Source organism: Comamonas endophytica, from assembly GCF_023634805.2.
GTDB lineage: Bacteria > Pseudomonadota > Gammaproteobacteria > Burkholderiales > Burkholderiaceae_C > Comamonas > Comamonas endophytica.
Map to the genome: position 1 here is coordinate 2,308,334 of NZ_CP106881.1, position 23,767 is coordinate 2,332,100.

General features: G+C 67.6%; 22 protein-coding genes. 20 read left to right on the forward strand and 2 right to left on the reverse strand.

The genetic code is table 11. The features are described 5' to 3' along the window. Positions 1–68 precede the first annotated feature (68 nt). The 11 genes from M9799_RS10365 (at position 69) to slmA (ending at position 10,388) form a co-directional block, all read left to right on the forward strand. Positions 69–845 carry a type III pantothenate kinase gene (locus M9799_RS10365; protein ID WP_231041602.1) on the forward strand — a complete coding sequence of 259 codons (777 nt, stop codon included), beginning with the start codon at positions 69–71 and terminating at the stop codon, positions 843–845. A 251-nt stretch (positions 846–1,096) separates the two neighbouring features. After that, positions 1,097–2,158: a dTDP-glucose 4,6-dehydratase gene (gene rfbB, locus M9799_RS10370; RefSeq protein ID WP_231041603.1), complete on the forward strand. Its 1,062-nt coding sequence runs from the start codon at positions 1,097–1,099 to the stop codon at positions 2,156–2,158. Beyond that, positions 2,155–3,033 carry a dTDP-4-dehydrorhamnose reductase gene (rfbD, locus tag M9799_RS10375; protein WP_231041604.1) on the forward strand — a complete coding sequence of 293 codons (879 nt, stop codon included), beginning with the start codon at positions 2,155–2,157 and terminating at the stop codon, positions 3,031–3,033. Before rfbB ends, rfbD begins: the two co-directional genes overlap by 4 nt. Positions 3,034–3,041: 8 nt before the next feature. Further along, positions 3,042–3,929: a glucose-1-phosphate thymidylyltransferase RfbA gene (rfbA, locus tag M9799_RS10380; protein ID WP_231041605.1), complete on the forward strand. Its 888-nt coding sequence runs from the start codon at positions 3,042–3,044 to the stop codon at positions 3,927–3,929. Then, positions 3,926–4,474 carry a dTDP-4-dehydrorhamnose 3,5-epimerase gene (rfbC, locus tag M9799_RS10385; protein ID WP_231041606.1) on the forward strand — a complete coding sequence of 183 codons (549 nt, stop codon included), beginning with the start codon at positions 3,926–3,928 and terminating at the stop codon, positions 4,472–4,474. The genes rfbA and rfbC overlap by 4 nt, the downstream gene beginning before the upstream one ends. Positions 4,475–4,532: 58 nt before the next feature. Beyond that, on the forward strand, positions 4,533–5,324 hold the full coding sequence (locus M9799_RS10390; protein WP_318530279.1) for a glycosyltransferase family protein: 792 nt from the start codon (positions 4,533–4,535) through the stop codon (positions 5,322–5,324). A 3-nt stretch (positions 5,325–5,327) separates the two neighbouring features. Beyond that, positions 5,328–6,431 (forward strand): MraY family glycosyltransferase, encoded by a 1,104-nt coding sequence (locus M9799_RS10395; protein ID WP_231041607.1) that lies wholly within the window; start codon positions 5,328–5,330, stop codon positions 6,429–6,431. A gap of 87 nt (positions 6,432–6,518) precedes the next feature. Beyond that, positions 6,519–7,409 carry an acetylglutamate kinase gene (gene argB / locus M9799_RS10400; RefSeq protein ID WP_231041608.1) on the forward strand — a complete coding sequence of 297 codons (891 nt, stop codon included), beginning with the start codon at positions 6,519–6,521 and terminating at the stop codon, positions 7,407–7,409. Positions 7,410–7,414: 5 nt separating this feature from the next. Continuing rightward, positions 7,415–8,131, forward strand: coding sequence for a response regulator transcription factor (locus tag M9799_RS10405; RefSeq protein ID WP_231041609.1), 717 nt, complete (start codon positions 7,415–7,417; stop codon positions 8,129–8,131). A gap of 25 nt (positions 8,132–8,156) precedes the next feature. Next, positions 8,157–9,569, forward strand: a complete 1,413-nt coding sequence (locus tag M9799_RS10410) for a sensor histidine kinase (RefSeq protein ID WP_231041610.1) — start codon at positions 8,157–8,159, stop codon at positions 9,567–9,569. Between the two features lie 123 nt (positions 9,570–9,692). Then, positions 9,693–10,388, forward strand: a complete 696-nt coding sequence (gene slmA / locus M9799_RS10415) for a nucleoid occlusion factor SlmA (RefSeq protein ID WP_231041611.1) — start codon at positions 9,693–9,695, stop codon at positions 10,386–10,388. Positions 10,389–10,391: 3 nt separating this feature from the next. Here slmA and M9799_RS10420 read toward each other — a convergent pair whose 3' ends face one another. Beyond that, positions 10,392–11,705, reverse strand: a complete 1,314-nt coding sequence (locus M9799_RS10420; RefSeq protein WP_231041612.1) for a hypothetical protein — start codon at positions 11,703–11,705, stop codon at positions 10,392–10,394. A 330-nt stretch (positions 11,706–12,035) separates the two neighbouring features. On the opposite strand from M9799_RS10420, the gene M9799_RS10425 reads away from it, so the two are divergent. From M9799_RS10425 to M9799_RS10460, 8 genes are all read left to right on the forward strand, one after another. Then, positions 12,036–12,692: a TetR/AcrR family transcriptional regulator gene (locus M9799_RS10425; RefSeq protein WP_231041613.1), complete on the forward strand. Its 657-nt coding sequence runs from the start codon at positions 12,036–12,038 to the stop codon at positions 12,690–12,692. 31 nt (positions 12,693–12,723) lie between these two features. Further along, entirely contained in the window at positions 12,724–14,520 is a 1,797-nt protein-coding gene (locus M9799_RS10430; protein WP_231041614.1) for an acyl-CoA dehydrogenase C-terminal domain-containing protein, read from the forward strand. Between the two features lie 48 nt (positions 14,521–14,568). Continuing rightward, a complete protein-coding gene (locus tag M9799_RS10435; protein WP_231041615.1) occupies positions 14,569–15,003 on the forward strand; it encodes a DUF2147 domain-containing protein in 435 nt (144 codons plus the stop codon). Between the two features lie 46 nt (positions 15,004–15,049). Next, the gene (locus M9799_RS10440) at positions 15,050–17,461 is read left to right on the forward strand and encodes a 3-hydroxyacyl-CoA dehydrogenase/enoyl-CoA hydratase family protein (protein ID WP_231041616.1); all 2,412 of its coding nucleotides are present in this window, start codon (positions 15,050–15,052) and stop codon (positions 17,459–17,461) included. An 11-nt stretch (positions 17,462–17,472) separates the two neighbouring features. Continuing rightward, the gene (locus M9799_RS10445) at positions 17,473–18,669 is read left to right on the forward strand and encodes an acetyl-CoA C-acyltransferase (protein ID WP_231041617.1); all 1,197 of its coding nucleotides are present in this window, start codon (positions 17,473–17,475) and stop codon (positions 18,667–18,669) included. A gap of 56 nt (positions 18,670–18,725) precedes the next feature. Beyond that, positions 18,726–19,550 carry an acyl-CoA thioesterase gene (locus M9799_RS10450; protein ID WP_231041618.1) on the forward strand — a complete coding sequence of 275 codons (825 nt, stop codon included), beginning with the start codon at positions 18,726–18,728 and terminating at the stop codon, positions 19,548–19,550. Between the two features lie 30 nt (positions 19,551–19,580). Beyond that, positions 19,581–20,366 carry an enoyl-CoA hydratase gene (locus M9799_RS10455; protein ID WP_231041619.1) on the forward strand — a complete coding sequence of 262 codons (786 nt, stop codon included), beginning with the start codon at positions 19,581–19,583 and terminating at the stop codon, positions 20,364–20,366. Positions 20,367–20,691: 325 nt separating this feature from the next. Next, complete coding sequence (locus tag M9799_RS10460) at positions 20,692–21,330, forward strand: bactofilin family protein (RefSeq protein ID WP_231041620.1); 639 nt, start codon at positions 20,692–20,694, stop codon at positions 21,328–21,330. Between the two features lie 117 nt (positions 21,331–21,447). On the opposite strand, the gene M9799_RS10465 is transcribed toward M9799_RS10460, so the two are convergent. Further along, entirely contained in the window at positions 21,448–21,900 is a 453-nt protein-coding gene (locus M9799_RS10465) for an acyl-CoA thioesterase (RefSeq protein WP_231041621.1), read from the reverse strand. A 38-nt stretch (positions 21,901–21,938) separates the two neighbouring features. Between M9799_RS10465 and M9799_RS10470 the strand changes: the two genes are divergently transcribed. Further along, complete coding sequence (locus M9799_RS10470; protein ID WP_231041622.1) at positions 21,939–23,765, forward strand: ABCB family ABC transporter ATP-binding protein/permease; 1,827 nt, start codon at positions 21,939–21,941, stop codon at positions 23,763–23,765. The last annotated feature ends 2 nt before the right edge of the window (positions 23,766–23,767 follow it).

Genomic DNA, 23,767 nt, shown 5'->3' on the forward strand with positions numbered 1-23,767 from the left:
GTCCGCATATGCCCCGCGAGCGCAACATATCGCCCGCAGGCAGCGAGGAAACCCGGATAATTCGGCGGATGACATTCCTGGCCATCGACGTTGGCAACACCCGTCTCAAGTGGGCGATGTACGACGCGGCGCACCCTGGCGCCACCCTGCTGGCGCATGGCGCCGAATTCCTGGAGCACATTGACCAGCTGGCGGAAACCGGCTGGGCGGGCCTGCCCGCGCCCGATCGCATGCTGGGCTGCGTGGTCGCGGGCGATGCCGTCATGCGCCGCGTGCAGCAGCAGATCGAGCAGATGGCGCACTGGGATGTCGCGGCGCAGTGGGTGGTGCCTTCGGCCGGCGAGGCCGGTGTGACCAATGGCTACGACCACCCCACGCGCCTGGGCGCCGACCGCTGGGTGGCGATGATCGGCGCGCGTCACCAGGTGCTGCGCCAGGGCCGGCCCCGGCCGCTGGTGGTGGTCATGGTCGGCACCGCGGTGACCGTCGACGCGCTGGACGCCAGCGGCCATTTTCTCGGCGGCCTGATCCTGCCGGGCCACGGCATCATGCTGCGCGCGCTGGAAACCGGCACCGCCGGGCTGCACGTGCCGACCGGCGAGGTCACGCTGTTCCCGACCAACACCAGCGATGCGCTGACCAGCGGCGGCACCTATGCGATTGCCGGCGCCGTCGAGCGCATCTACCAGCACCTCGATGCACGCTGCGGCGAGGCGCCGGCCTGCATCATGGCCGGCGGCGCGGGCTGGAAGATGGCGCCCAGCATGACGCGGCCGTTCGAGTTGATCGACAACCTGATCTTCGATGGCCTGCTGGTCATTGCCGGCCAGCGCTGGCGCGCCTGAAGGCGCGGACAATCCGGCGCAAACCGATACATTTCAGCGTTTTGCCGACATCCGGTAACTCCTGGTTGCGCCAGAATGTAATTGATTGTGTTTTCCGCAGTCCTGCCACCGGATCATCGTCCACGGTGGCGTTGCCCAATGGCGATGCATTGCGCTGCACACATTACCGTCCGTGACCGCTCTTGTAACTTCAGCGCAAGGGTGGATGCGATAATTTCCGGCTCCGCCGCAAGGCATCAATTACATTTCCCATGATTCTGGTCACAGGCGGCGCAGGCTTTATCGGTGCCAATTTCGTACTCGACTGGCTTGCGGCCCACGACGAGCCCGTCGTCAATCTCGACAAGCTGACCTATGCCGGCAACCTGCACAACCTCGCCAGCCTCGAAGGCGATGCGCGCCATGTGTTCGTGCAGGGGGACATCGGCGACAGCGCGCTGCTGTCGCAGCTGCTGGAGCAGCACCGTCCGCGCGCGGTGCTCAATTTCGCGGCCGAAAGCCATGTCGACCGGTCGATCCACGGGCCCGAGGATTTCATCCAGACCAATGTCGTCGGCACCTTCCGCCTGCTCGAGGCCGTGCGTGGCTACTGGAATGCATTGCCGGCCGAAGACAAGCAGGGCTTTCGCTTCCTGCATGTCTCCACCGACGAGGTCTACGGTTCGCTCGACGCGCAGGCGCCGGCCTTCACCGAAGACCATCTCTACGAACCCAACAGCCCCTATTCCGCCAGCAAGGCCGCCAGCGATCACCTGGTGCGCGCCTGGCACCACACCTACGGGCTGCCGGTGCTGACCACCAACTGCAGCAACAACTACGGCCCGCTGCATTTCCCCGAGAAGCTCATTCCGCTGATGATCGTCAACGCGCTGGCCGGCAAGCCGCTGCCGATCTACGGCGACGGCATGCAGGTGCGCGACTGGCTCTATGTCAAGGACCACTGCAGCGCCATCCGCCGCGTGCTCGAAGCCGGCCAGCTCGGCGAGACCTACAACGTCGGCGGCTGGAACGAGAAGCCCAATGTCGAGATCGTCAACACGGTCTGCAACCTGCTCGACGAGCTGCGCCCGCGCGCCGACGGCCAGAGCTACGCGCGGCAGATCACCTATGTGAAGGACCGCCCGGGCCACGACCGCCGCTACGCCATCGACGCGCGCAAGCTCGAGCGCGAGCTGGGCTGGAAGCCCGCCGAAAGCTTCGAGACGGGAATTCGCAAGACCGTGCAGTGGTATCTGGAGAACCCGGAGTGGGTGGCCCAGGTGCAAAGCGGCGCTTACCGGGATTGGGTGCAGACCCAATACGCCAGCGCATGAGGATCGCTCTGCTGGGCCCCACGGGCCAGGTCGGCTGGGAGCTGCAGCGCAGCCTGGCGGTGCTGGGCGAGGTCGTTCCCCTGGGCCGCGAGGCCGCCGATTTCAACGACCCCGAAGGCGTGGCGCGCAGCGTGCGCGCGCTGCGCCCGGATGTCATCGTCAATGCCGCCGCGCACACGGCAGTGGACAAGGCCGAGGCCGAACCCGAACGCGCGCGGCTGCTCAACGCCGCCACGCCCGCGCTGCTGGCGCGCGAAGCCTCCGCGCTGGGCGCGCTGCTGGTGCACTACAGCACCGACTACGTGTTCGACGGCAGCGGCAGCGCCGCGCGCGCGGAAGATGCAGCCACGGCGCCGCTGTCGGTCTATGGCCGCACCAAGCTTGAGGGCGAACATGCCATCGCCGAAAGCGGGTGCAGGCATCTGATCTTCCGCACCAGCTGGGTCTACGCGGCGCGTGGCGGCAACTTCGCCAAGACCATGCTGCGCCTGGCGCAGGAGCGCGAGCGCCTCACGGTGATCGACGACCAATGGGGCGCACCGACGGGCGCCGACCTGATTGCCGATGTCACGGCGCATGCCATCCGGCATGTGGGCCAGGCGCCGCAGGACCTGGGCCTGTACCACCTGGTGGCGTCCGGCGAGACCTGCTGGCATGCCTACGCCCAGTTCGTGATCGAGACCGCGCGCGGCCTGCGCCCCGAACTGCCGATCCGCGCCACGGAGATCGCGCCCGTGCCGACCAGCGCCTTCCCGACCCCGGCCCGGCGCCCGCTGAACTCGCGCCTGGACACCACCCGGCTGCAGTCGCGCTTCGGCCTGCAACTGCCCGACTGGTGGCAGGGGGTGGTCCGCATGCTCCAAGAAACTCTCTAGAAAATCCCATGACACAACGCAAAGGCATCATCCTGGCCGGCGGCTCGGGCACCCGGCTGCATCCGGCGACACTGGCCATCAGCAAGCAATTGCTGCCGGTCTATGACAAGCCGATGATCTATTACCCGCTGAGCACGCTGATGCTCGCCGGCATCCGCGAGATCCTGATCATCAGCACGCCGCAGGACACGCCGCGTTTCGAACAGTTGCTGGGCGACGGCAGCCAGTGGGGGCTGCGCCTGGAGTACGCGGTGCAACCCAGCCCCGACGGGCTGGCCCAGGCCTTCCTGATCGGCGAGCAGTTCCTGGACGGCGCCCCCAGCGCGCTGGTGCTGGGCGACAACATCTTCTACGGCCACGATTTCCAGCACCTGCTGACGCGGGCCCGCGACCGCCAGGAAGGCGCGAGCGTCTTTGCCTACCACGTGCACGACCCCGAACGCTACGGCGTGGCCGAGTTCGACGCCTCGGGCAAGGTGCTGTCGCTCGAGGAGAAGCCGGCGGCCCCGAAGAGCAACTATGCGGTCACGGGGCTGTATTTCTACGACGGGCAGGTGGTCGAGATGGCCAAGCGCCTGGCGCCCTCGGCGCGCGGCGAGCTGGAGATCACCGACCTCAACCGCATGTACCTGGAACAGGGCCGGCTGCAGGTGGAGATCATGGGCCGCGGCTATGCCTGGCTCGATACCGGCACGCACGAGAGCCTGCTGGAGGCCGGCCAGTTCATCGCCACGCTGGAAAACCGCCAGGGCCTGAAGGTGGCCTGCCCGGAAGAGCTGGCGTACCGCCAGGGCTGGATCGACGCGCAGCAGCTCGAAAGCCTGGGCCGGGCCATGGCCAAGAACGGCTACGGGCAGTACCTGCTGCGCCTGCTCAAGGAAAAGGTGGGCGCATGAAGGCAACTCCCTTGGCGATTCCCGAAGTCATCCTGTTCGAGCCCAGGGTGTTCGGCGACGAGCGCGGCTTCTTCTTCGAAAGCTTCAGCCAGCAGCGCTTCGATGAAGCCGTGGGCGGGCACTACGATTTCGTGCAGGACAACCACAGCCGCAGCAGCCGCGGCGTGCTGCGCGGCCTGCATTACCAGCTGCCGCCGCATGCGCAGGGCAAGCTGGTGCGCGTGGTGGAGGGCGCGGTGTTCGATGTGGCCGTGGACATCCGCAGGAGCTCGCCGACCTTCGGGCAGTGGGTGGGTGCGCACCTGAGCGCCGAGAACCACCACCAGCTGTGGGTGCCGCCAGGGTTCGCGCATGGCTTCGTGGTGCTCAGCGACAGCGCGCAGTTCCTGTACAAGACCACGAACTACTACGCGCCGGCGTCCGAGCGCAGCATCATCTGGAACGATCCGCAGCTGGCCATCGACTGGCCGCTCGACGCCGCGCCCAGCCTGTCCGCCAAGGATGCGGTGGCGCCTGGCTTCGCGCAGGCCGAAGTGTTCGCATGAACCGCAGCCGCGCAGGCCGGCACCATGGCCGCCTGGCCGCTCTCCTGCAGGGCGTATGGTGAGCACGCCCACTGACAGCCCCCGGGCCATGGACGGCCTGGTGGTTTCCATCGTCAGCCACGGGCATGCGCAGCATGTTGCGGGCCTGCTGCGCCAGCTGGCCGACTGCTGCGGCGCCAGCGTGTCGCGCGTGGTGCTGACCCTGAACATCCCCGAGCCGGACCTGCTGCTTGCGCCGCCGCCCGGAGGGTGGCCGTTTGCGCTGCAGCTGGTGCGCAATGCCGCGCCCCTGGGCTTCGGCGCCAACCACAACCGCGCGCTGGCCGGCGCGCCGGAGCGCTTCGTCTGCGTGCTCAACCCCGACGTGCAGTTGCTGCCCGGGGAGGGCGATGCGATGGCCGCGCTGTGCCGGGCTGCGGCCGGCGCCGGCGCGGGCATTGCCTACCCGGTGCAGGTCGATGCCGCCGGTGTCGAGCAAGACAGCCGGCGCGAGCTGACGACGCCGCTGAGCCTGCTGCGGCGCCGGCTGCTGCGCGGCAAGCCACGGCGCTGCGACTGGGTGAACGCCGCCTGCGTGGTTTTGCCTACAGCCGTCTGGCATGCGGTCGCAGGCTTCGACGAGCGTTTCTTCATGTACTGTGAGGATGTGGATCTGAGCCTGCGCGTGCAGCTGCGGGGCTGGCGCCTGGTGCCGGCGCCGGTGCGCATCGTGCATGCGGGCCAATGCGCCAGCAGCCGCCAGTGGCTGCATTTCAAATGGCATGTGCAGAGCCTGTGGAGGCTGTGGCGCTCTCCCGGCTATGCCCAGGCCCGCCGTCAGTTGCGTCAACTGGGTCATATCGTTCCCTAATCCATGGTCTGGTTATCCGTCACTGCCTTCTTGATCGCCCTGGTTTGCGGCGGCATGACCGTGCGCTGGTCGCGCCGGCTGCGCGTGGTCTACGGCGAGGACAAGCCCCAGCGCTTCCACCGCGGCAACGTGCCGCGCATCGGCGGGCTGGCGCTGCTGCTGGCGCTGCTGCTGAGCTGGAGCGCGGGCATGGTCTCGACGCTCTTGCGCGGCGACACCTCGTTCCTGCGCATGCAGCCCTGGGTGGGCTGGTTCATGCTGGCGATCCTGCCAGCGGTGCTCGGCGGCCTGGCGGAAGACCTCACGCAGCGGCTGTCGGTGCGCTGGCGCCTGCTGCTGACAGGCCTGACCGCGGTGCTGGGCATCTGGCTGCTGGGCCTGAACGTGCCGCGCCTGGACCTGCCCGGCGTCGACGGCCTGCTGGCCTGGGGGCCCTGGATCGGCATGGGCATCGCGCTGCTGGCCATTGCCGGGCTGCCGCATGCCTTCAACATCATCGATGGCTACAACGGGCTGGCGGGCATGGTGGCGATCATCGTCTGCCTGGCCCTGGCGCATGTGTCGCTGCAGCTGGGCGATCGCGCGCTGGCCGCGCTGCTGCTGAGCACCGCGGCGGCCACGGCCGGGTTCCTGGTCTGGAACTACCCGCGCGGCATGCTGTTCGCCGGGGATGGCGGCGCCTACATCTGGGGCGTGGTGATCGCTTTCTCCAGCATCCTGCTGGTGCAGCGCCACAGCCTGGTCTCGCCCTGGTTTCCCATGCTGCTGCTGATCTATCCGGTCTGGGAGACGGTGTTCTCGATGTACCGCAAGCTCGCGCGCGGCGTGTCGCCGGGCATGGCGGACGCGCTGCATTTCCACCAGCTGGTCTACCGGCGCATCGTCTGGGGCGTGTTCCATGACGACGAGTCGCGCCAGATGCTGATGCGCAACAACCGCACCTCGCCCTATCTCTGGGCCTTCACCCTGCTGACGGTGCTCCCCGCCGTGCTGTTCTGGAGCAATACGCCGGTCCTGATGGCCTTTTGCGCCCTGTTTATGATTGGCTATGTCTGTGCCTACCTGGCCATCGTGCGTTTCAAGGTGCCCGGCTGGCTGCAGAAGTGAGCCGTCGCCCCCCGCAAGCGCGCCGTGGCGCCGCAGTTGCGGCACAATGCCCCGCTTGTTGTTGATTACTTCCTCCCTGCCTGCACCATGAACGATATTCTCTCCATTGCCCCGCGCGACAAGGCCGAAATCCTGGCCCAGGCGCTGCCCTACATCCGCAAGTTCCATGGCAAGACCATGGTGATCAAGTATGGCGGCAACGCCATGACCGATCCGGCCCTGCAGGCCGACTTCGCCGAGGACGTGGTGCTGCTCAAGCTGGTGGGGATCAATCCGGTGGTGGTGCACGGCGGCGGTCCGCAGATCGAGACCGCGCTCAACCGTCTGGGCAAGAAGGGCGAGTTCATCCAGGGCATGCGCGTCACCGACGCCGAAACCATGGAAGTGGTCGAATGGGTGCTGGCCGGCGAGGTGCAGCAGGACATCGTCGGCCTGATCAACCAGGCCGGCGGCAAGGCAGTGGGCCTCACGGGCCGCGATGGCGGGTTGATCCGCGCGCAGAAGCTCAAGCTGACGGACAGCAAGGACCCGAGCATCCAGCACGACCTGGGCCAGGTTGGCGACATCGTGGCCATCGACCCCAGCGTGGTCAAGGCCCTGCAGGACGATGCGTTCATTCCGGTCATCAGCCCGATCGGCTTTGGCGAGGACAACGAAAGCTACAACATCAATGCCGACGTGGTGGCCAGCAAGCTGGCGACCGTGCTGCAGGCGGAAAAGCTGATGCTGCTGACGAACACGCCCGGCGTGCTCGACAAGTCGGGCCAGCTGCTGACCGACCTCACCGCGCGCGAGATCGACGCCCTGTTCGAGGACGGCACGATCTCGGGCGGCATGCTGCCGAAGATTTCCGGCGCGCTCGACGCGGCCAAGGCCGGCGTGAACGCGGTGCACATCATCGATGGCCGCGTGCCGCATGCGATGCTGCTGGAGATCCTGACCGAACAGGCCTACGGCACGATGATCCGCAGCCACTGAGCACCATGCGGCTGCTGCTCGTCGAAGACGATGTGATGGTGGCCAGCGGCATCAAGCTGGGCCTGAGCGATGCCGGCTACGCGGTCGACTGGGTGGGCAGCGCCGAGCGCGCGTTGGAAGTGCTGGCCAGCGAATCCTTCGACCTGGCGGTGATCGACATCGGCCTGCCGGGCCTCAGCGGCCTGGAGCTGACCCAGCGGCTGCGCCGCAGCAGCATGGACAGCGCCGCGATGCCGATCCTGATCCTCACGGCGCGCGATGCGCTGCTCGACCGGGTGCAGGGGCTGGACATGGGCGCCGACGACTACATGGTCAAGCCCTTCGAGCTGCCCGAGCTGCTGGCGCGGCTGCGCGCGCTGCTGCGCCGCTCGCAGGCGGCGACCACGGCGGTGCTGAGCTTCGGTCCGCTCGAGCTCGACACCGCGGCGCGCTGCGTGGGCGCGCGCGTGAGCGATGGCTCGGCCGAGGGCAGCCACCTGCAGCCCATCGACCTGGGTCCGCGCGAGTGGACGGTGCTGGAATACCTGATGATCCATGCGCCCAAGCCCGCCAGCAAGGACAAGCTGCTGCAGGCGCTGACCGGCTGGGACAAGGAAATCACCCCGAACGCCGTCGAAGTCTATGCCTCGCGGCTGCGCGGCAAGATCGAGCCGCATGGCGTGGCATTGCGCTCCATCCGCGGTTTCGGCTACCGGCTGGAACTGGTGGCCGCGCCCGCATGACTTTCGCGCCGCCGCGCGCCCTGACATGACCTCCAACCTGCGCTTTCGGCTGCTGCTGCTGCTGGTGCTGCCGCTGAGCGTGCTGGCGCTGATGGGCGCGTGGTTTGCCTACCGCTCGGCCGAAGCCGCCGCGGGCCAGCACGACCAGCGGCTGATGCGCCTGCTGCCGGCGCTGGCCGAGGCCGTGCTGGCGCCGTCGCTGAGCAACCAGGCCCCGCCCCTGATCATGCTGCCGCCGACGGTGGAGGAGTTCCTGCGCCAACGCCAGAACGAGGCCGGCTACGCGATTGCCGACCTCAAGGGCCGGGTGCTCGCGGGCGATACCTGGATCCGGGTCGAGGTGCCCAGCACCAAGGCGGCGGAATTCCACAGCCAGGAGTTCGCCGGCATCATGTACCGCGTGGCCGTGGTGCGCGTGGAGACCGCGGGCGCGGGCGAGATGGTGGTGGCGCTGGCCGATGGCTCGGACGCGCGCCAGCAGTGGGCGAAGCAGCTGCTGATGCGCGTGCTGCTGCCCAACGTGCTGCTGATCGCGGCGGCGGGGCTGGCCATCTACTGGTCGGTGCGCCAGGCCTTCGAGCCGCTGGTGGCGCTGGCCGGCGCCGTCGAGCGGCGCTCGCCGCGCGACCTGCAGCCCATCGACGAGGCCGCGTCGCCCGACGAGGTGCGGCCGCTGGTGCGCTCGCTCAACCGGCTGTTCGCGCTGGTCGATGTCCAGGCCCAGGAGCAGCGGCGCTTCGTGGCCGATGCCGCGCACCAGCTGCGCACGCCGCTGGCGGCGCTGCAGGCGCAGGTCGAGGCCTGGGCGCTGATGGTCCAGTCCGCGCCCGCACCCGACGGCCCGCGCGAGCGCACGCTGGTGCTGGGCGCCACGCAGATCCACCAGCTGCGCGATGCCACGCGCCGCACCTCGCAACTCGCGCGCCAGCTGCTGGCGCTGTCGCGCGCCGACGCGCGCCACGCCCAGGCCCAGCCGCTGCAGCGCGTGGACCTCAAGGACCTGTGCGAGAGCCTGCTCGAGGCGTTTTTCGAGCAGGCGGCGGCCAAGGATATCGACTTCGGCCTGGAGGTCGTGCCGGCCAGCGTCTGGGGCCATGCCTGGCTGCTGCGCGAGCTGCTGAGCAACCTGGTCGACAACGCGCTCAAATACAACCCCGACGGCGGGCGCGTGACGCTGCGTTGCGGGGTCCGTGGCGGCAGTGCCTTCCTGGAGGTCGAGGACGACGGCCCGGGGGTGCCCGAAGCCGAGCGCGAACGCATCGTGCAGCGCTTCTACCGCCTGCCCGGCGCCAGCGGCGAAGGCTCGGGCCTCGGACTGGCCATTGCCGACGAGATCGCGCAGCTGCATCAGACGCGGCTGCAGCTGGGCGAGGGCGCGGACGGCGCGGGGCTGCGCGTGCTGCTGGAATTCCCGCCCGAACCCGTGGCGGCGCCCTGAACCCGGAGGCCTGTACGGGTATTGCCACAAATGCAAGAAAAGTCAATGCCATTCAGGTCCAACGAAGTAGGACATGGGAGCGGGAGGCTGTGAGAGAATTATTTACAAATTCCTCACCCGCCTATGTCCGAGTCTGAAGTCCTGTCCCCCCCTTCCGTGCCTGCTGCCAGCGTTGGCGACAGCGATGCCTCCTCCACAACCGCGAGCCCTGCACCGCGCAAGCGCCCCAAGCCGGGCGAGCGGCGCGAGCAGATCCTGCAGGCCCTGGCCACCATGCTGGAGAAGCCGGGTGCCGAGCGCATCACCACCGCTTCGCTGGCCGCGCATCTGCTGGTGAGCGAGGCCGCGCTCTACCGGCATTTCGCCAGCAAGGCGCAGATGTTCGAAGGCCTGATCGATTTCGTCGAGCAGTCGGTGTTCTCGCTGGTGCAGCAGATCGTCGGCCGCGATGCGCTCAATACCGACCAGCCCGCCTGCGATGGCGCGCGCCAGGCGGCGCGCGTCATCGCGCTGGTGCTGCAGTTCGCCGAGCGCAATCCGGGCATGGCGCGGGTCATGGTCGGCGATGCGCTGGTGTTCGAGCACGAGCGCCTGCAGCAGCGCATGAACCAGTTCTTCGACCGCATCGAGTCCACGCTGCGCCAGTGCCTGCGCGCCGCGGCCGACGCGCGTGGCTCGGACAAGCCGACGGTCGATGCGCAGATCGCGGCCAGCGTGCTGACCTCGTTTGCCCTGGGCCGGCTGCAGCGCTTTTCGCGCTCGGGTTTCCGCCGCCTGCCCACCGAGCATCTCGAACAGAGCCTGGCGCTGATGATCTGACGCTCAGCGCAGCGTGCAGTCGGCGCGCACGCTTTGCAGATAGATGTCGCTGCCTGGCTCATCGACCCGGTCTTCCCAGGCGAGCAGCATCTGCCCGGCACCTGATACGCCGGTGACCAGGCGCGATTTGGTGGAAGTCCGCGTGGAAACGGCAAACTGCGGGCACAGTGCCGTGCCCATGGCATCGAGCTTGATGGCCTGGATGCTGTCATGGGGTGTGCCGGATACTCTTTCGACCCAGAAGGCCAGCGTGCCATCCGCTACGGCAATGCTGCGCAGGTTACCGATGGGCTCCTGCGAAAGTCGGATCGCGCGGCCGGTGTCTCCCCATTGGCGTGCGCCCTGCGCATCGAATTTTTGCGCGTAAAGGCCCTGCGCGCGTTGCTGCGCGGCGTTGCCGGATTCCGCCCAGAACAGCGTGATCTCGCCGGTGGACGGCTGGTAGGCAGCCGCCGGATCGCTGCGTGCCTGGATCTGGTCGCTGGAAGCAGGCACCCCGTTCTGTGCAAAGGCTGGCTTGCCGTCCGCCTGGATATGCTGCACATGGGCCTGCATCTGTGGAGCCACGCTGTACCAGGCGAAAACCGCGCCGCCGCGCCCGTCGGGCAGCAAGGGTGGGAAGTTGCCCTTCTGCAGGGAGCCGCCATCGAACACCTTGACATGCTCTGCGCCCCAGAGCAGTTCCCCGTTCGCGTCGAGCTTGTTGGCATACAGATGCCTGGCGCCTGCAAAGCCGCGGCTGCGCACGAAAGACACGAGCACGCCGCCATCGCCCGCGGCCTGCAGGTCGGCCAGCTGGTATTGCCCATCGGGTGCGGCAAGCACGGTGGCCTGCGAGGCAGGGCGGCCCAGGGCGTCGAGTTTCTGCAGGTGGACGGCCTTGTCCGCAGTCCAGCCGACGATGGCCTGGCCATGGGGCAGGGCCGCGATCTGCGGCGCATGCTGGTCACCGGCCGCGGTGGACGGGGCCACACCCTGGAAGCCCCACAGCAACCCGCCTTCCGGGCTGATCTTGGTGGCCGTGATGCGCCGTGCCGGAGGGTGCGACCGGTCGTCCTGGAAGGCCAGCAGGGCGTTGCCTTCGGCATCCGTTGCGAGGCCATAGTTCTCGAACCAGCTCAGGCCGAGCTTGGCTACGGCAAGCCCCTGCTGTGCCAGCCCTGCGCTGCTTTGGTCGTCCAGATGCTGCAGATAGACGCCATAGCCTCCGGGTGGCGCGCTTTGCGGGTTGCGGCTGAACCAGCTGATCCACCAGTGGCCGTCGCTGGTGGCGGCGATCTGCGGCTGCACCTGTGCCGCGCCCGGGATGCTGGTCAATGCAGTGTTCTGCTGAGGGTCGGTACTCCATTGGCCCCAGGCACTTGCGGACAGACACAGCGCCAGGAGGGCGCTCGCATACGTTGAATGTCGGTTCATTGCTCTCCCTTTTGGATTCCGCACGGCAAGAGCACCGCGGGTTGGAAAATTCCAACATGCTCCAAGCGCCTGGCGCTCCATGTCCTTGCCCTGGCGGTCGGCATATGCGGTTCTGACTCCACAGCCGCGCCAGGCTTTCTAGCGGTCCTGCCCTGGGATTTACCCTTGATTGCACTGACGCGGCCGAAATTTTCTCGCAAAATAGTACGACCGTTCGTTTTATTGAGTGCCATGTCCGCTTCTTCCACCCTTGCCGACCAACCGCCCACTGCACGCAGCGAAGCGCGCGGCCCGCACAAGGGCCAGCAGACCAAGGCCCATATCCTCGATGCGGCACTGCACCTGGCCTCGCAGGCCGGGCTCGAGGGCCTGTCGATAGGCGCGCTGGCGGCGGCCACCGGCATGAGCAAATCCGGGGTCTTCGCCCATTTCGGCTCGCGCGAGGAACTGCAGATCTCCGTCGTGCGCGAATACCACCGCCGCTTCGAACAGGAGGTGTTCTATCCGGCCATGCAGGCAGCGCGCGGGCTGCCGCGGCTGCGCGCGCTGTTCGAGCTGTGGATGAAGCGCACCTCGGTCGAGATCGATTCGGGCTGCATCTACATCAGCGGCGCGGTCGAGTTCGACGACCGTAGCGGCCCGGTGCACGACGCGCTGGCCGATTCGGTGCGCACCTGGCATGCGGCGCTGCGCCGCACCATCGTGCAGTGCCGGGAGCATGGCGACTTACGCGCGGACGCGGACGAGAGCCAATTGCTCTTTGAAGTGCACGGGCTCATTCTGGCCCTGCATTACGAGGCCCGATTCCTGCGCGCGCAGGGCGCGATGCAGCGCGCGCACCAGGGTTTCGAGAACATCCTGCTGCGCTGCGGCGCGCCTGGCACCTGAGACACATCACCATCCAAAGAGGAGACCATCCATGCCCAGCTACCAACCGCCCCTGCGCGACATGCAGTTCCTGCTGCATGAAGTGTTCGAGGTCACGCAGGAGTTCCAGGCCATGCCGCGGCACGCCGAGGTCGATGCCGACACCATCAACGCGGTGCTCGAGGAGGCGGGACGGTTCGCCACCGAGGTGGTCCTTCCGCTGAACGCCAGCGGCGACGAGGAGGGCTGCAGGCTGGACCGTGACACCCACGAGGTGGCCACGCCCGGCGGTTTCAAACAGGCCTATGCCCGGTATGTGGAAGGCGGCTGGCCCGCGCTGAGCTGCGATCCGGAATACGGCGGCCAGGGCCTGCCGATGGTCCTCAACCAGTGCCTCTATGAAATGCTCAACAGCGCCAACCAGGCCTGGGCCATGTACCCCGGCCTGTCGCATGGCGCCTACGAGGCCCTGCACACCTATGGCACCGAGGCGCAGAAGCAGCTGTACCTGCCCAAGCTGACCAGCGGCGAATGGACCGGCACCATGTGCTTGACCGAAGCCCACTGCGGCACCGACCTGGGCCTGCTGCGCACCCGGGCCGAGCCCCAGGCCGACGGCAGCTTCAAGCTCACGGGCAACAAGATCTTCATCAGCGCCGGCGAGCATGACCTTGCCGAGAACATCGTGCACCTGGTGCTGGCCCGGCTGCCCGATGCGCCGGCCGGCTCCAAGGGCATCAGCCTGTTCGTCGTGCCCAAGTTCCTGGTCAACGAGGACGGCAGCCTGGGCGCGCGCAACCCGATCTTCTGCGGCGGGCTGGAGCACAAGATGGGCATCCATGGCAACGCCACGGCCCAGCTGAACCTCGATGGCGCGGTGGGCACGCTGGTCGGCGAGCCGAACAAGGGCCTGGCCGCGATGTTCGTGATGATGAATGCCGCGCGCCTGGGCGTGGGCAACCAGTCGCTGGGCCTGACCGAGATCGCCTTCCAGAACGCACTGGCCTATGCCAAGGACCGGCTGCAGATGCGCAGTCTCTCGGGCACCAAGGCCAAGGACAAGCCGGCCGACCCGATCATCGTCCACCCCGACGTGCGCCGCATGCTGCTCACGGCCAAGGCCTATGCCGAAGGCGGCCGGGCGCTGTCCACTTTCTGCTGCGTGCTGATCGACAAGGAACTGCACCATCCCGACGAGAAGGTGCGCAAGGACAGCGCCGAGCTGGTGGCGCTGCTGACGCCCGTCGTCAAGGCCTTCCTCACGGACAACGGCCTGGCCGCGACCGTGCTGAGCCAGCAGGTCTATGGTGGCCACGGCTACATCAGGGAATGGGGCATGGAGCAGTTCGTGCGCGACGCGCGCATCAACATGATCTACGAGGGCACGAACGGCATCCAGGCGCTGGACCTGCTGGGCCGCAAGGTGCTGGGCAACCAGGGCGCGAGCCTGAAGAAGTTCGGCAAGCTGGTGGCGCGGCTGGTGGAGGAGGAAGGCGTCAACGAGAAGATGGCCGAATTCATCAACCCCATCGCGACGCTGGGCGAGCAGATGACCAAGTTCACCACCGAGATCGGCTTCAAGGGCATGCAGAACCCCGATGAGGTCGGCGCGGCCTCGGTGGACTATCTACGCGTGGCCGGCCACCTGGTGTTCGGCTACCTGTTCGCGCGCATGGCCCAGGTGGCGCTGCGCCAGATCGCGGCGGGCAACTCCGACCCGTTCTATCTGGGCAAGCTGCAGACCGCGCGCTTTTACTTCGCCAAGCTGTTCCCTGAAACCGCGACGCTGATGCGCACCGCGCGCGCCGGCAGCCGGGTGCTGATGGACAGCGACGCGGCGCTGGCCTGAGGCCCGCGATCCGGTCCCGACTTTGCTTTTTCTTTCCAGGAAGTGCTTATGTTCAAAGCTTTTGCTGCGGTAGTGTGCCTGGCCGTGACGGCGCCCGCCTGGGCGCAGATGTCGCCCGTGGGCCTGTGGAAGAGCGTCGACGACAAGACCGGCGAGCCGAAGTCGGAGATCCGCATCACCGAGCAGGGCGGCGAGCTCAGCGGGCGCATCGAGAAGCTGCTGCGCCCGGGCGCCGACCCGGCGGCGCGCTGCACCGCCTGCACCGATGAACGCAAGGACCAGCCCATGGTGGGCCTGGAAATCATCCGCGGCGCGAGGAAGGCCGAAGGCAAGGAGGTCTGGGAGGGCGGCAGGATCCTCGACCCCGAATCCGGCAAGACCTACAACCTGCGCCTGACGCCTGCCGAAGGCGGCAGCAAGCTCGATGTGCGCGGCTCGGTCGGCCCCTTCGGCCGCACCCAGACCTGGTCGCGCGTGCAATGAAACAGGCTCCGCCCGCCTGCGCGCGGGCGCATCAATGGAAACCAAGATGTCACGATTCGCTGTGAAGAAAGTCGCCGTGCTCGGCGCCGGAGTGATGGGCGCGCAGATCGCGGCCCATCTGGTCAACGTCAAGGTGCCGGTGATCCTCTTCGACCTCCCGGCCAAGGAAGGCTCCAAGAGCGGCATTGCCGAAAAGGCCATCGCCCATCTGAAGAAGCTCAAGCCCGCGCCGCTGGGCGTGGCAGGCGACGCCGAGCTGATCCAGCCGGCCAACTACGAGGAGCACATCAAGCTGCTCAAGGGCTGCGACCTCATCATCGAGGCCATTGCCGAGCGCCTGGACTGGAAGAGCGAGCTGTACCAGAAGATCGCGCCGCATGTCGCCAGGCATGCGATCCTGGCCAGCAACACTTCGGGCCTGTCGATCACGCAGCTGGGCGAGGCCCTGCCCGAAGCGCTGCGCCCGCGCTTTTGCGGCATCCACTTCTTCAACCCGCCGCGCTACATGCAGCTGGTGGAGCTGATCGCCACGCCCGCCACCGAGGCGCGCGTGGTCGATCAGCTCGAAGCCTTTGCCACCAGCGTGCTGGGCAAGGGCGTGGTGCGCGCCAGGGACACGCCGAACTTCATTGCCAACCGCATCGGCATTGCCGGCATGCTGGGCACCATCCACGAAGCCGGCAATTACGGCCTGGGCTATGACGTGGTCGACGACCTCACCGGCAAGAAGCTCGGCCGCGCCTCCAGCGGCACCTTCCGCACCGCCGATGTCGTGGGCCTGGACACCATGGCGCATGTGATCAAGACGCTGCAGGGCAGCCTCGATGCCGACACCGACCCGTTCTACGCCAGCTATGCCACGCCGCCGGTGCTGAGCAAGCTGCTGGAGCTGGGCCATCTGGGGCAGAAGGCCGGCGCGGGCTTCTACAAGAAGGTGGGGCGCGACATCCTGCGCTTCGAGCTCGAAAGCGCAGACTATGTGCCCGGCGGCGAAAAGGCCGACGAGGTCTATGCGCGCATGCTGAAGAAACCCGCGGCCGAGCGGCTGAAGCTGCTGCGCAATGCCGAGGGCGCGCCCGGGCAGTTTCTCTGGGCCATCCTGCGCAACAGCTTCCATTACGCGGCCGTGCATCTCGAATCCATTGCCGAGAGCGCGCGCGATGTGGACCTGGCCATGCGCTGGGGCTTCGGCATGCGCCAGGGGCCCTTCGAGCTATGGCAGGAGGCGGGCTGGCTCGAGGTCGCGAAAATGGTGCAGGAGGACATCGACGCGGGCAAGGCGCTGAGCCGCGCGCCGCTGCCCGCCTGGGTGTTCGAGGGCCCGGTGGCCGAGGCCGGCGGCGTGCATACGGCCGAAGGCTCGTGGAGCCCGGCGCTGCGCAAGTTCGTGCCGCGGCGCCAGCTGCCGGTCTATGCGCGCCAGCTGTTTCCCGAGCGGCTGCTGGGCGAGGCCGGCGCGGGCTTCGAGACCGCTGGCACCACCCTCAGCGAGACCGATGCGCTGCGCGTGTGGACGCTGGATGATGATGGGGACGAGCGTGTTCTGATCGCCAGCATCAAGAACAAGATGCATGCGATCAGCCCGGCCGTGATGGAAGGGCTGATGGAAGCGCTGAAGCTGGCCGAGTCCGAGTATGCGGGCCTGGTGATCTGGTCGGGCGACGCGCCCTTCAGCGTGGGCGCCGACCTGCAGGCGACGATGCCGGCCTTTGTCGTCGGCGGCGCCGACGCGGTGGAAAGCATCGAGCAGGAGCTGCAGCAGCTGATGCTGCGCCTGCGCTACGCGCAGGTGCCGGTCGTGGCCGGCATCCACGGCATGGCGCTGGGCGGCGGCTGCGAGCTGGCCGTTTACTGCGCGCGCCGCGTGGCGCACATGGAAAGCTATATCGGCCTGGTGGAAGTCGGCGTGGGCCTGGTGCCGGGCGCGGGCGGGCTGACCTATATCGCGCGCCGCGCGGCCGAGAATGCCGCCACGTCGACGGGCAAGGACCTGCTGCCCTTCCTGACCGAGGGCTTCACCGCCGCGGCCATGGCCAAGGTCGGCACCAGCGCGCTGGAGTCGCGCCAACTGGGCTATCTGCTCGACAGCGACATCATCGTCGCGCACAAGGACGAGGTGCTGTTCGTGGCGCTCAATGAGGCGCGCGCGCTGGCCGCCAGCGGCTGGCGCGCGCCGCATAAACGCCTGTTCCCGGTGGCGGGGCGCAGCGGCATTGCCACCATCCGCGGCTCGCTGGTCAACATGCGCGACGGCGGCTTCATCAGCGACCATGACCAGCATATCGCGACGCTGATTGCCGAGGTGGTCTGCGGCGGCGACGTCGATGCGGGCACGCTGGTCAGCGAGGAATACCTGATGCGGCTCGAGCGCAAAGCCTTCTGCAGCCTGATCGCGCACCCGAAGAGCCAGGAGCGCATCCTGGGAATGCTTTCCACGGGCAAGCCTCTTCGGAACTGAAGGAAAAGAACATGAAACAGATCCAGGACGCCTATATCGTTGCCGCGACGCGCACGCCCATCGGCCGCTCGCACAAGGGCTTTTTCCGCAACTACCGGCCCGACGACCTGCTGGCGACGACGCTCAAGAGCGCGCTGGCCCAGGTGCCGGGGCTCGATCCGGCCGCCATCGAGGACATCGTCTGCGGCTGCGCGATTCCGGAAGCGCAGCAGGGCCTGAACGTGGCGCGCATCGCGGCCGTGCTGGCCGGGCTGCCGACCAGCGTCGGCGGCATCACCGTCAACCGCTTCTGTGCCTCCGGCCTGTCGGCGGTGCAGATGGCGGCCGACCGCATCCGCGTGGGCGAGGCCGACGTGATGATCGCCGCGGGCGTGGAAAGCATGAGCATGGTGCCGATGATGGGCAATGCGCCCAGCCTGTCGCCGAGCATCTTCGAGCGCGATGGCGATGTCGGCATCGCCTACGGCATGGGCCTGACGGCCGAGAAGGTGGCGCAGCAATGGAAGGTCAGCCGCGAGGCGCAGGACGCGTTTGCGCTGGCCTCGCACCAAAAAGCCCTGGCGGCCCAGGCCGCGGGCGCCTTTGCCGACGAGATCACGCCCATCGAGGTCACCGACCGCGCGCCGGATCTGGCCACGGGCAGGATTGCATTGAACCAGCGCACGGTATCGCTCGATGAAGGGCCGCGTCCCGACACCAGCGCCGAGGGCCTGGCCAAACTGCGCACGGTGTTTGCCGCGCGCGGCACCGTGACGGCCGGCAACAGTTCGCAGACCAGCGATGGCGCGGGCGCGCTGATCCTGGCGAGCGAGTCGGCCATCCAGCGCTTCGGCCTGACGCCGCTGGCGCGCTTCGTCAGCTTCGCCAGCAAGGGCGTGCCGCCGGCGATCATGGGCATCGGCCCGATCGAGGCCATTCCCGCGGCGCTGCGCTATGCGGGCCTGCGCCAGCAGGACATCGACTGGTTCGAGCTCAACGAGGCCTTTGCGGCGCAGTCGCTGGCCGTGATCGATACATTGGGCCTCGACCCCGAAAAGGTCAATCCCATGGGTGGCGCGATTGCGCTGGGCCATCCGCTGGGCGCCACCGGCGCGATCCGCGCGGCCACGGTGGTGCATGCGCTGCGCCGCAACCAGCTCAAATACGGGATGGTGACGATGTGCGTGGGGATGGGGCAGGGGGCGGCCGGTATCTTTGAGCGAGTGTGACGGGTAGAGTCACCAAAAGGACCGGCCCGGCGCCGGTTTCAGCCCACACTCGGCGCATGACCATGACCCATCCTCTTGATTCGGCACTGCAGCTTCAGCCCGTCTCCCCGGGCCAATACGAGGGCCAGACCAGCCCCGCCTACTGGAATATGGTCGGGCCCTTTGGCGGGATCACGGCCGCGACGCTGGTCAAGGCCGTGATGGAGCATCCGCAGCGCCTGGGCGAGCCGTTGTCTCTCACGGTGAACTATGCGGGCGCGCTCGCGGCCGGCGCCTTCACGCTGCAGGTCACGCCGGTGCGCACCAACCGCTCGACCCAGCACTGGACCCTGTCGGTTCTGCAGACCGATGCCGAGGGCGAACTGGTGGTGACGACCACCGCCACGGTGGTGACGGCGGTGCGCCGCGAGACCTGGAGCATTTCCGACGAGCCCATGCCCGAGGTCGCCGGGCCCGGTGAGCTCAAGCGCATCGCGCCGGGCTTTGGCGTCGAATGGCTCTCGCGCTACGAGATGCGCCCGGTGCGCGGCGCGCTGCCGCGCGACTGGGATGGTTCGGTCAACCCCAGCCTGTCGCAGCTGTGGATGCGCGACGATCCGCCGCGCCCGCTGGATTTCTGCGCGCTGGCGGCGCTGGCCGACGTGTTCTTTCCGCGCGTGTGGCTGCGCCGCGCGCGCCGCGTGCCGGCGGGCACGGTGTCGATCACGGTGTATTTCCACGCCAGCCAGGCGCAGCTGCAGACCACGGGCACGGGCTATGTGCTGGGCCAGGCGCGCGGGCAGGAATTCCGCAATGGCTTCTTCGACCAGACGGCGCAGCTGTGGAACGAGGCCGGGTATCTGCTGGCTACCAGCCACCAGATTGTCTATTTCAAGGAATGAGACGCGCGCTGCGCAGGAGAAAATGACGCCATGACCGCTACCACCACCTCCGATATCCTGGTGCACACCGAAGCCGGTGTCTGCACGCTGACCTTCAACCGCGTCGCGAAGAAGAATTCCATCACCCAGGCCATGTATGGCGCCATGGCCGATGCGCTGGCCGCGGCGCGCGAAGACGCCGCGGTGCGTGTGCTGGTGTTCCAGGGCGACCTGGCGATCTTCAGCGCCGGCAACGACCTGGGCGACTTCCTGAACGCATCGGGCAACAGCCTGGGCGGCGATACCCCGGTCATGCGCTTCATGCACCAGCTCGCCGACTTCCCCAAGCCGGTCATCGCCGCGGTCTGCGGCCCGGCCGTGGGCATCGGCACCACGCTGCTGCTGCATTGCGACCTGGTCTATGCGGGCGACAACGCGGCTTTCTCGCTGCCTTTCGTGAACCTGGGCCTGTGCCCCGAGTTCGGCTCCAGCCTGCTGCTGCCCCAGCTCATGGGCTACCACCGCGCGGCCGAGGCCCTGCTGCTGGGCGAGCCCTTCCTGGCGGAAGCGGCGCTGGAGGTCGGCCTGGTCAACCGCGTGGTGCCGCCCAGCGAGTGCAACGCGCTGGCGCAGCGCCAGGCGCGCAAGCTGGCGGCCAAGCCGCTGAGCGCGCTGATCGAATCCAAGCGCCTGATGAAAGCCGGGCAGGCCACGCAGGTGCGCACGCGCATGGCCGAGGAAGGGGAGAGCTTTGGCCGCATGCTGCATGAGCCGGCGGCACGCGAGGCGGTATCGGCCTTCATGGAAAAGCGCCACCCCGATTTCAGCAGGATCTGAGTGCACCCCCTGAGCGGCTGTCGCCCTAGGCGGGCCCGCGTTTCCCGCTCTCATCCTTCGGTAGAGGGGGAGGCTTAGGGACGGCACCCTTGCGGCGGGGCGGCCCTTGCTCGGTGCCCCTGGGCTGGGCCATGCTTGCTCAAAGAATGGGGGGTTACGCAAGCCGTAGAAGATGATTGACTGTCAGTCAGATGCTCGTAGCTGTGTAATCAAGAAACGCTTGCAAGCAGATGCGTCAATCGAACAGATTGGTTACTTTTATTGCGAGATAAGGGAAATTGCCGCTGGGTTGGACCTCTAGGATGGGCGCTTTCTAGGAGAGACCATGGCTGTGCAGAACCCCTTTTTTGGCAAGCGTGACAACGACAGTTTCACCCCCCGTAGCCCCGCGACGACCGGCTTGGCCTCGACTGGCACCAGCTTTGGTGCCAGCCAACCGGCTGGCTCCAGCAGCGCCAGCGCGGCAAGCACGGCCAGCACGGCCAGCACATCGCAGTCGCAAAGCGAAGGCGGCAGCCGCCTGATCGTCGGGCCGAACATCAAGCTCAAGGGCGTGGAGATCACCGATTGCGACACGCTGGTCGTCGAGGGCACGGTCGAGGCGACGATGGATTCGCGCGTCATCGAGATTGCCGAGCAGGGCGCCTTCCATGGCACGGCCGAGATCGACGTGGCCGAGATCCGCGGCGTATTCGACGGCACGCTGGTCGTGCGCCAGAAGCTGGTCATCTACGGCACGGGCAAGGTCAGCGGCAAGATCCGCTACGGCAAGGTCGTGATCGAGGAGGGCGGCGAGCTGACAGGCCAGATCGAGGCCGGTCCGGCCTCCAAGACCGCGGCGCCGGCAGCCAGCAAGGCATCGGATGCAGCAGCCAGTGCCGCTGCGGCTATCCCGGCCTCGGTCGCCAGCGCCCCCGCCGCGGTGGCCAGCCAGCCGCGCCAAGCGGTCAGCGTATCGGCCTGAAATATTCGCGGCTCAACTGACATGTCTTAACTAAGGGGCACCGAGGAAGGACCGCCCCGCACCGAGGGTGCCGTCCCCCTCCACCGAAGGATGAGAGGGGGAAGCGGCGTGAGCCGCTCAGGGGGTGCTTTCCTTGATTCCCAGGCGCCAGGCCGCGATCTGCGCATTCTCGGGCAGGGCCTGCGGCTTGCCCTCGGCATCGATGGCCACATAGGTCAGCAGCGCTTCCGTCACCTTGACGAAACGGCCCTGGGCGTGAAAGCGCTCGGCATAGACCTCCACATCCACCGTCACCGAAGTGCGGCCGATGCGCTGCACGCTGGAGTAGAACGACAGGATGTCGCCCACGCGCACCGGCTGCTTGAACACGAATTCGTTCACGGCCACCGTCACCATGCGCGGGCCCAGCCGCGAGGGCAGCACCGAGCCGGCCAGATCGACCTGCGCCATGACCCAGCCGCCGAAGATGTCGCCATTGGCGTTGACGTCGGCCGGCATGGGAATCACCTTGAGCACGAGATCCTTGTCTGCGGGCAAGGAGTGGGGAGGAAGGTCTGGACGCGGAGGCATTGGCACAATCGGGAATACAACAACCGAAATTGTCCCCGATGCGCCGCTCTGCCGAGTCTTCTCCGGATTTACCCTTATCCGCTTCCCCAGCATCCGGCGCCGGCTGGGCCACGCTGAAGCGCCTGTTGCCCTATCTCTGGGACTACAAATGGCGTGTGCTTGCCGCGCTGCTGTTCATGGTGGCGGCGAAGCTGGCCAATGTCGGCGTGCCGGTGCTGCTCAAGCAACTGGTCGATGCGCTGACGCTGAAGCCCGGCGACCCGGCCGCGGTGCTGGTGGTGCCGGCGGCCCTGCTGCTGGCCTATGGCGCGCTGCGCTTTTGCACCTCGCTGTTCACCGAGCTGCGCGAGCTGGTGTTCGCCAAGGCCACGCAGGGCGCGGCGCGCTCCATCGCGCTCAAGACCTTCGAGCACCTGCATGCGCTGAGCCTGCGCTTCCATCTCGAGCGACAGACCGGGGGCATGACGCGCGACATCGAGCGCGGCGTGCGCAGCACCGAGTCGCTGATCTCGTATTCGCTCTACAGCATCCTGCCGACGCTGATCGAGATGGCGCTGGTGCTGTCGATCCTGGCGCTGCGCTTCGATGCCTGGTTCGCGGTGATCACGCTGGCGGCGCTGCTGACCTACATCACCTTCACGGTGCTGGTGACCGGCTGGCGCACGCGTTTTCGGCGCGAGGCCAATGCCCAGGAGTCGGCGGCGCACACCAAGGCCGTGGATTCGCTGCTGAACTACGAGACCGTCAAGTACTTCAACAACGAGGGCTTCGAGGCGCGCCGCTATGACGAGAACCTCGAGGAGCTGCGCCGCGTGCGGCTGCGCAGCCAGTCCTCGCTGAGCCTGCTCAACGCGGGCCAGCAGATCATCATCGCCACCGCGCTGGTCGCCATCCTGTGGCGCGCGACGCAGGGCGTGGTCGACGGCCGGCTGACGCTCGGGGATCTTGTCATGGTCAATGCCTTCATGATCCAGCTGTATATCCCGCTGAACTTCCTGGGCGTGCTCTACCGCGAGATCAAGCAGAGCCTGGTCGATCTGGACCGCATGTTCACGCTCATGGATCGCGAGCGCGAGGTGGCTGACGCGCCCGATGCGCAGCCGCTGCAGCCTGGCGATGCCCCGGCCGTGCGCTTCGAGAACGTGCACTTCGCCTATGACCCGGCGCGCCCCATCCTGCGCGGCGTCAGCTTCGAGATTCCCGCGGGCAAGACCGTGGCGGTGGTCGGGCCTTCCGGTTCGGGCAAGTCCACGCTGGCGCGGCTGCTGTTCCGTTTCTACGACGTGCAGCAGGGGCGGGTGATGATCGGCGGGCAGGACATCCGCGGCGTGACCCAGGCCAGCGTGCGCCAGGCGATCGGCATCGTGCCGCAGGACACGGTGCTGTTCAACGACAGCGTCGAATACAACATTGCCTACGGCCGCCCCGGCGCGAGCCACGAGGAGGTGGCGGCCGCGGCGCGCGCCGCGCGCATCCACGATTTCATTGCCGGCACGCCGCAGGGCTATGCCACGCGCGTCGGCGAGCGCGGGCTCAAGCTGTCGGGTGGCGAGAAGCAGCGCGTGGCGATTGCGCGCACGCTGCTCAAGGACCCGCCGGTCCTGGTCTTCGACGAAGCCACCTCGGCGCTGGACTCGGCCAACGAGCGCGCGATCCAGGCCGAGCTGCGCAGCGCGGCGCGCGGCAAGACCACGCTGCTGATCGCGCACCGCCTGTCCACGGTGGTCGATGCCCATGAGATCCTGGTGCTGGAGGCCGGCGAGATCATCGAGCGCGGCACCCATGGACAGCTGCTGGCGCTCGGCGGACGCTATGCACGGATGTGGTCGATGCAGCAGAGCCAGGGCGCCGAGGCCCTGGCCTGAAA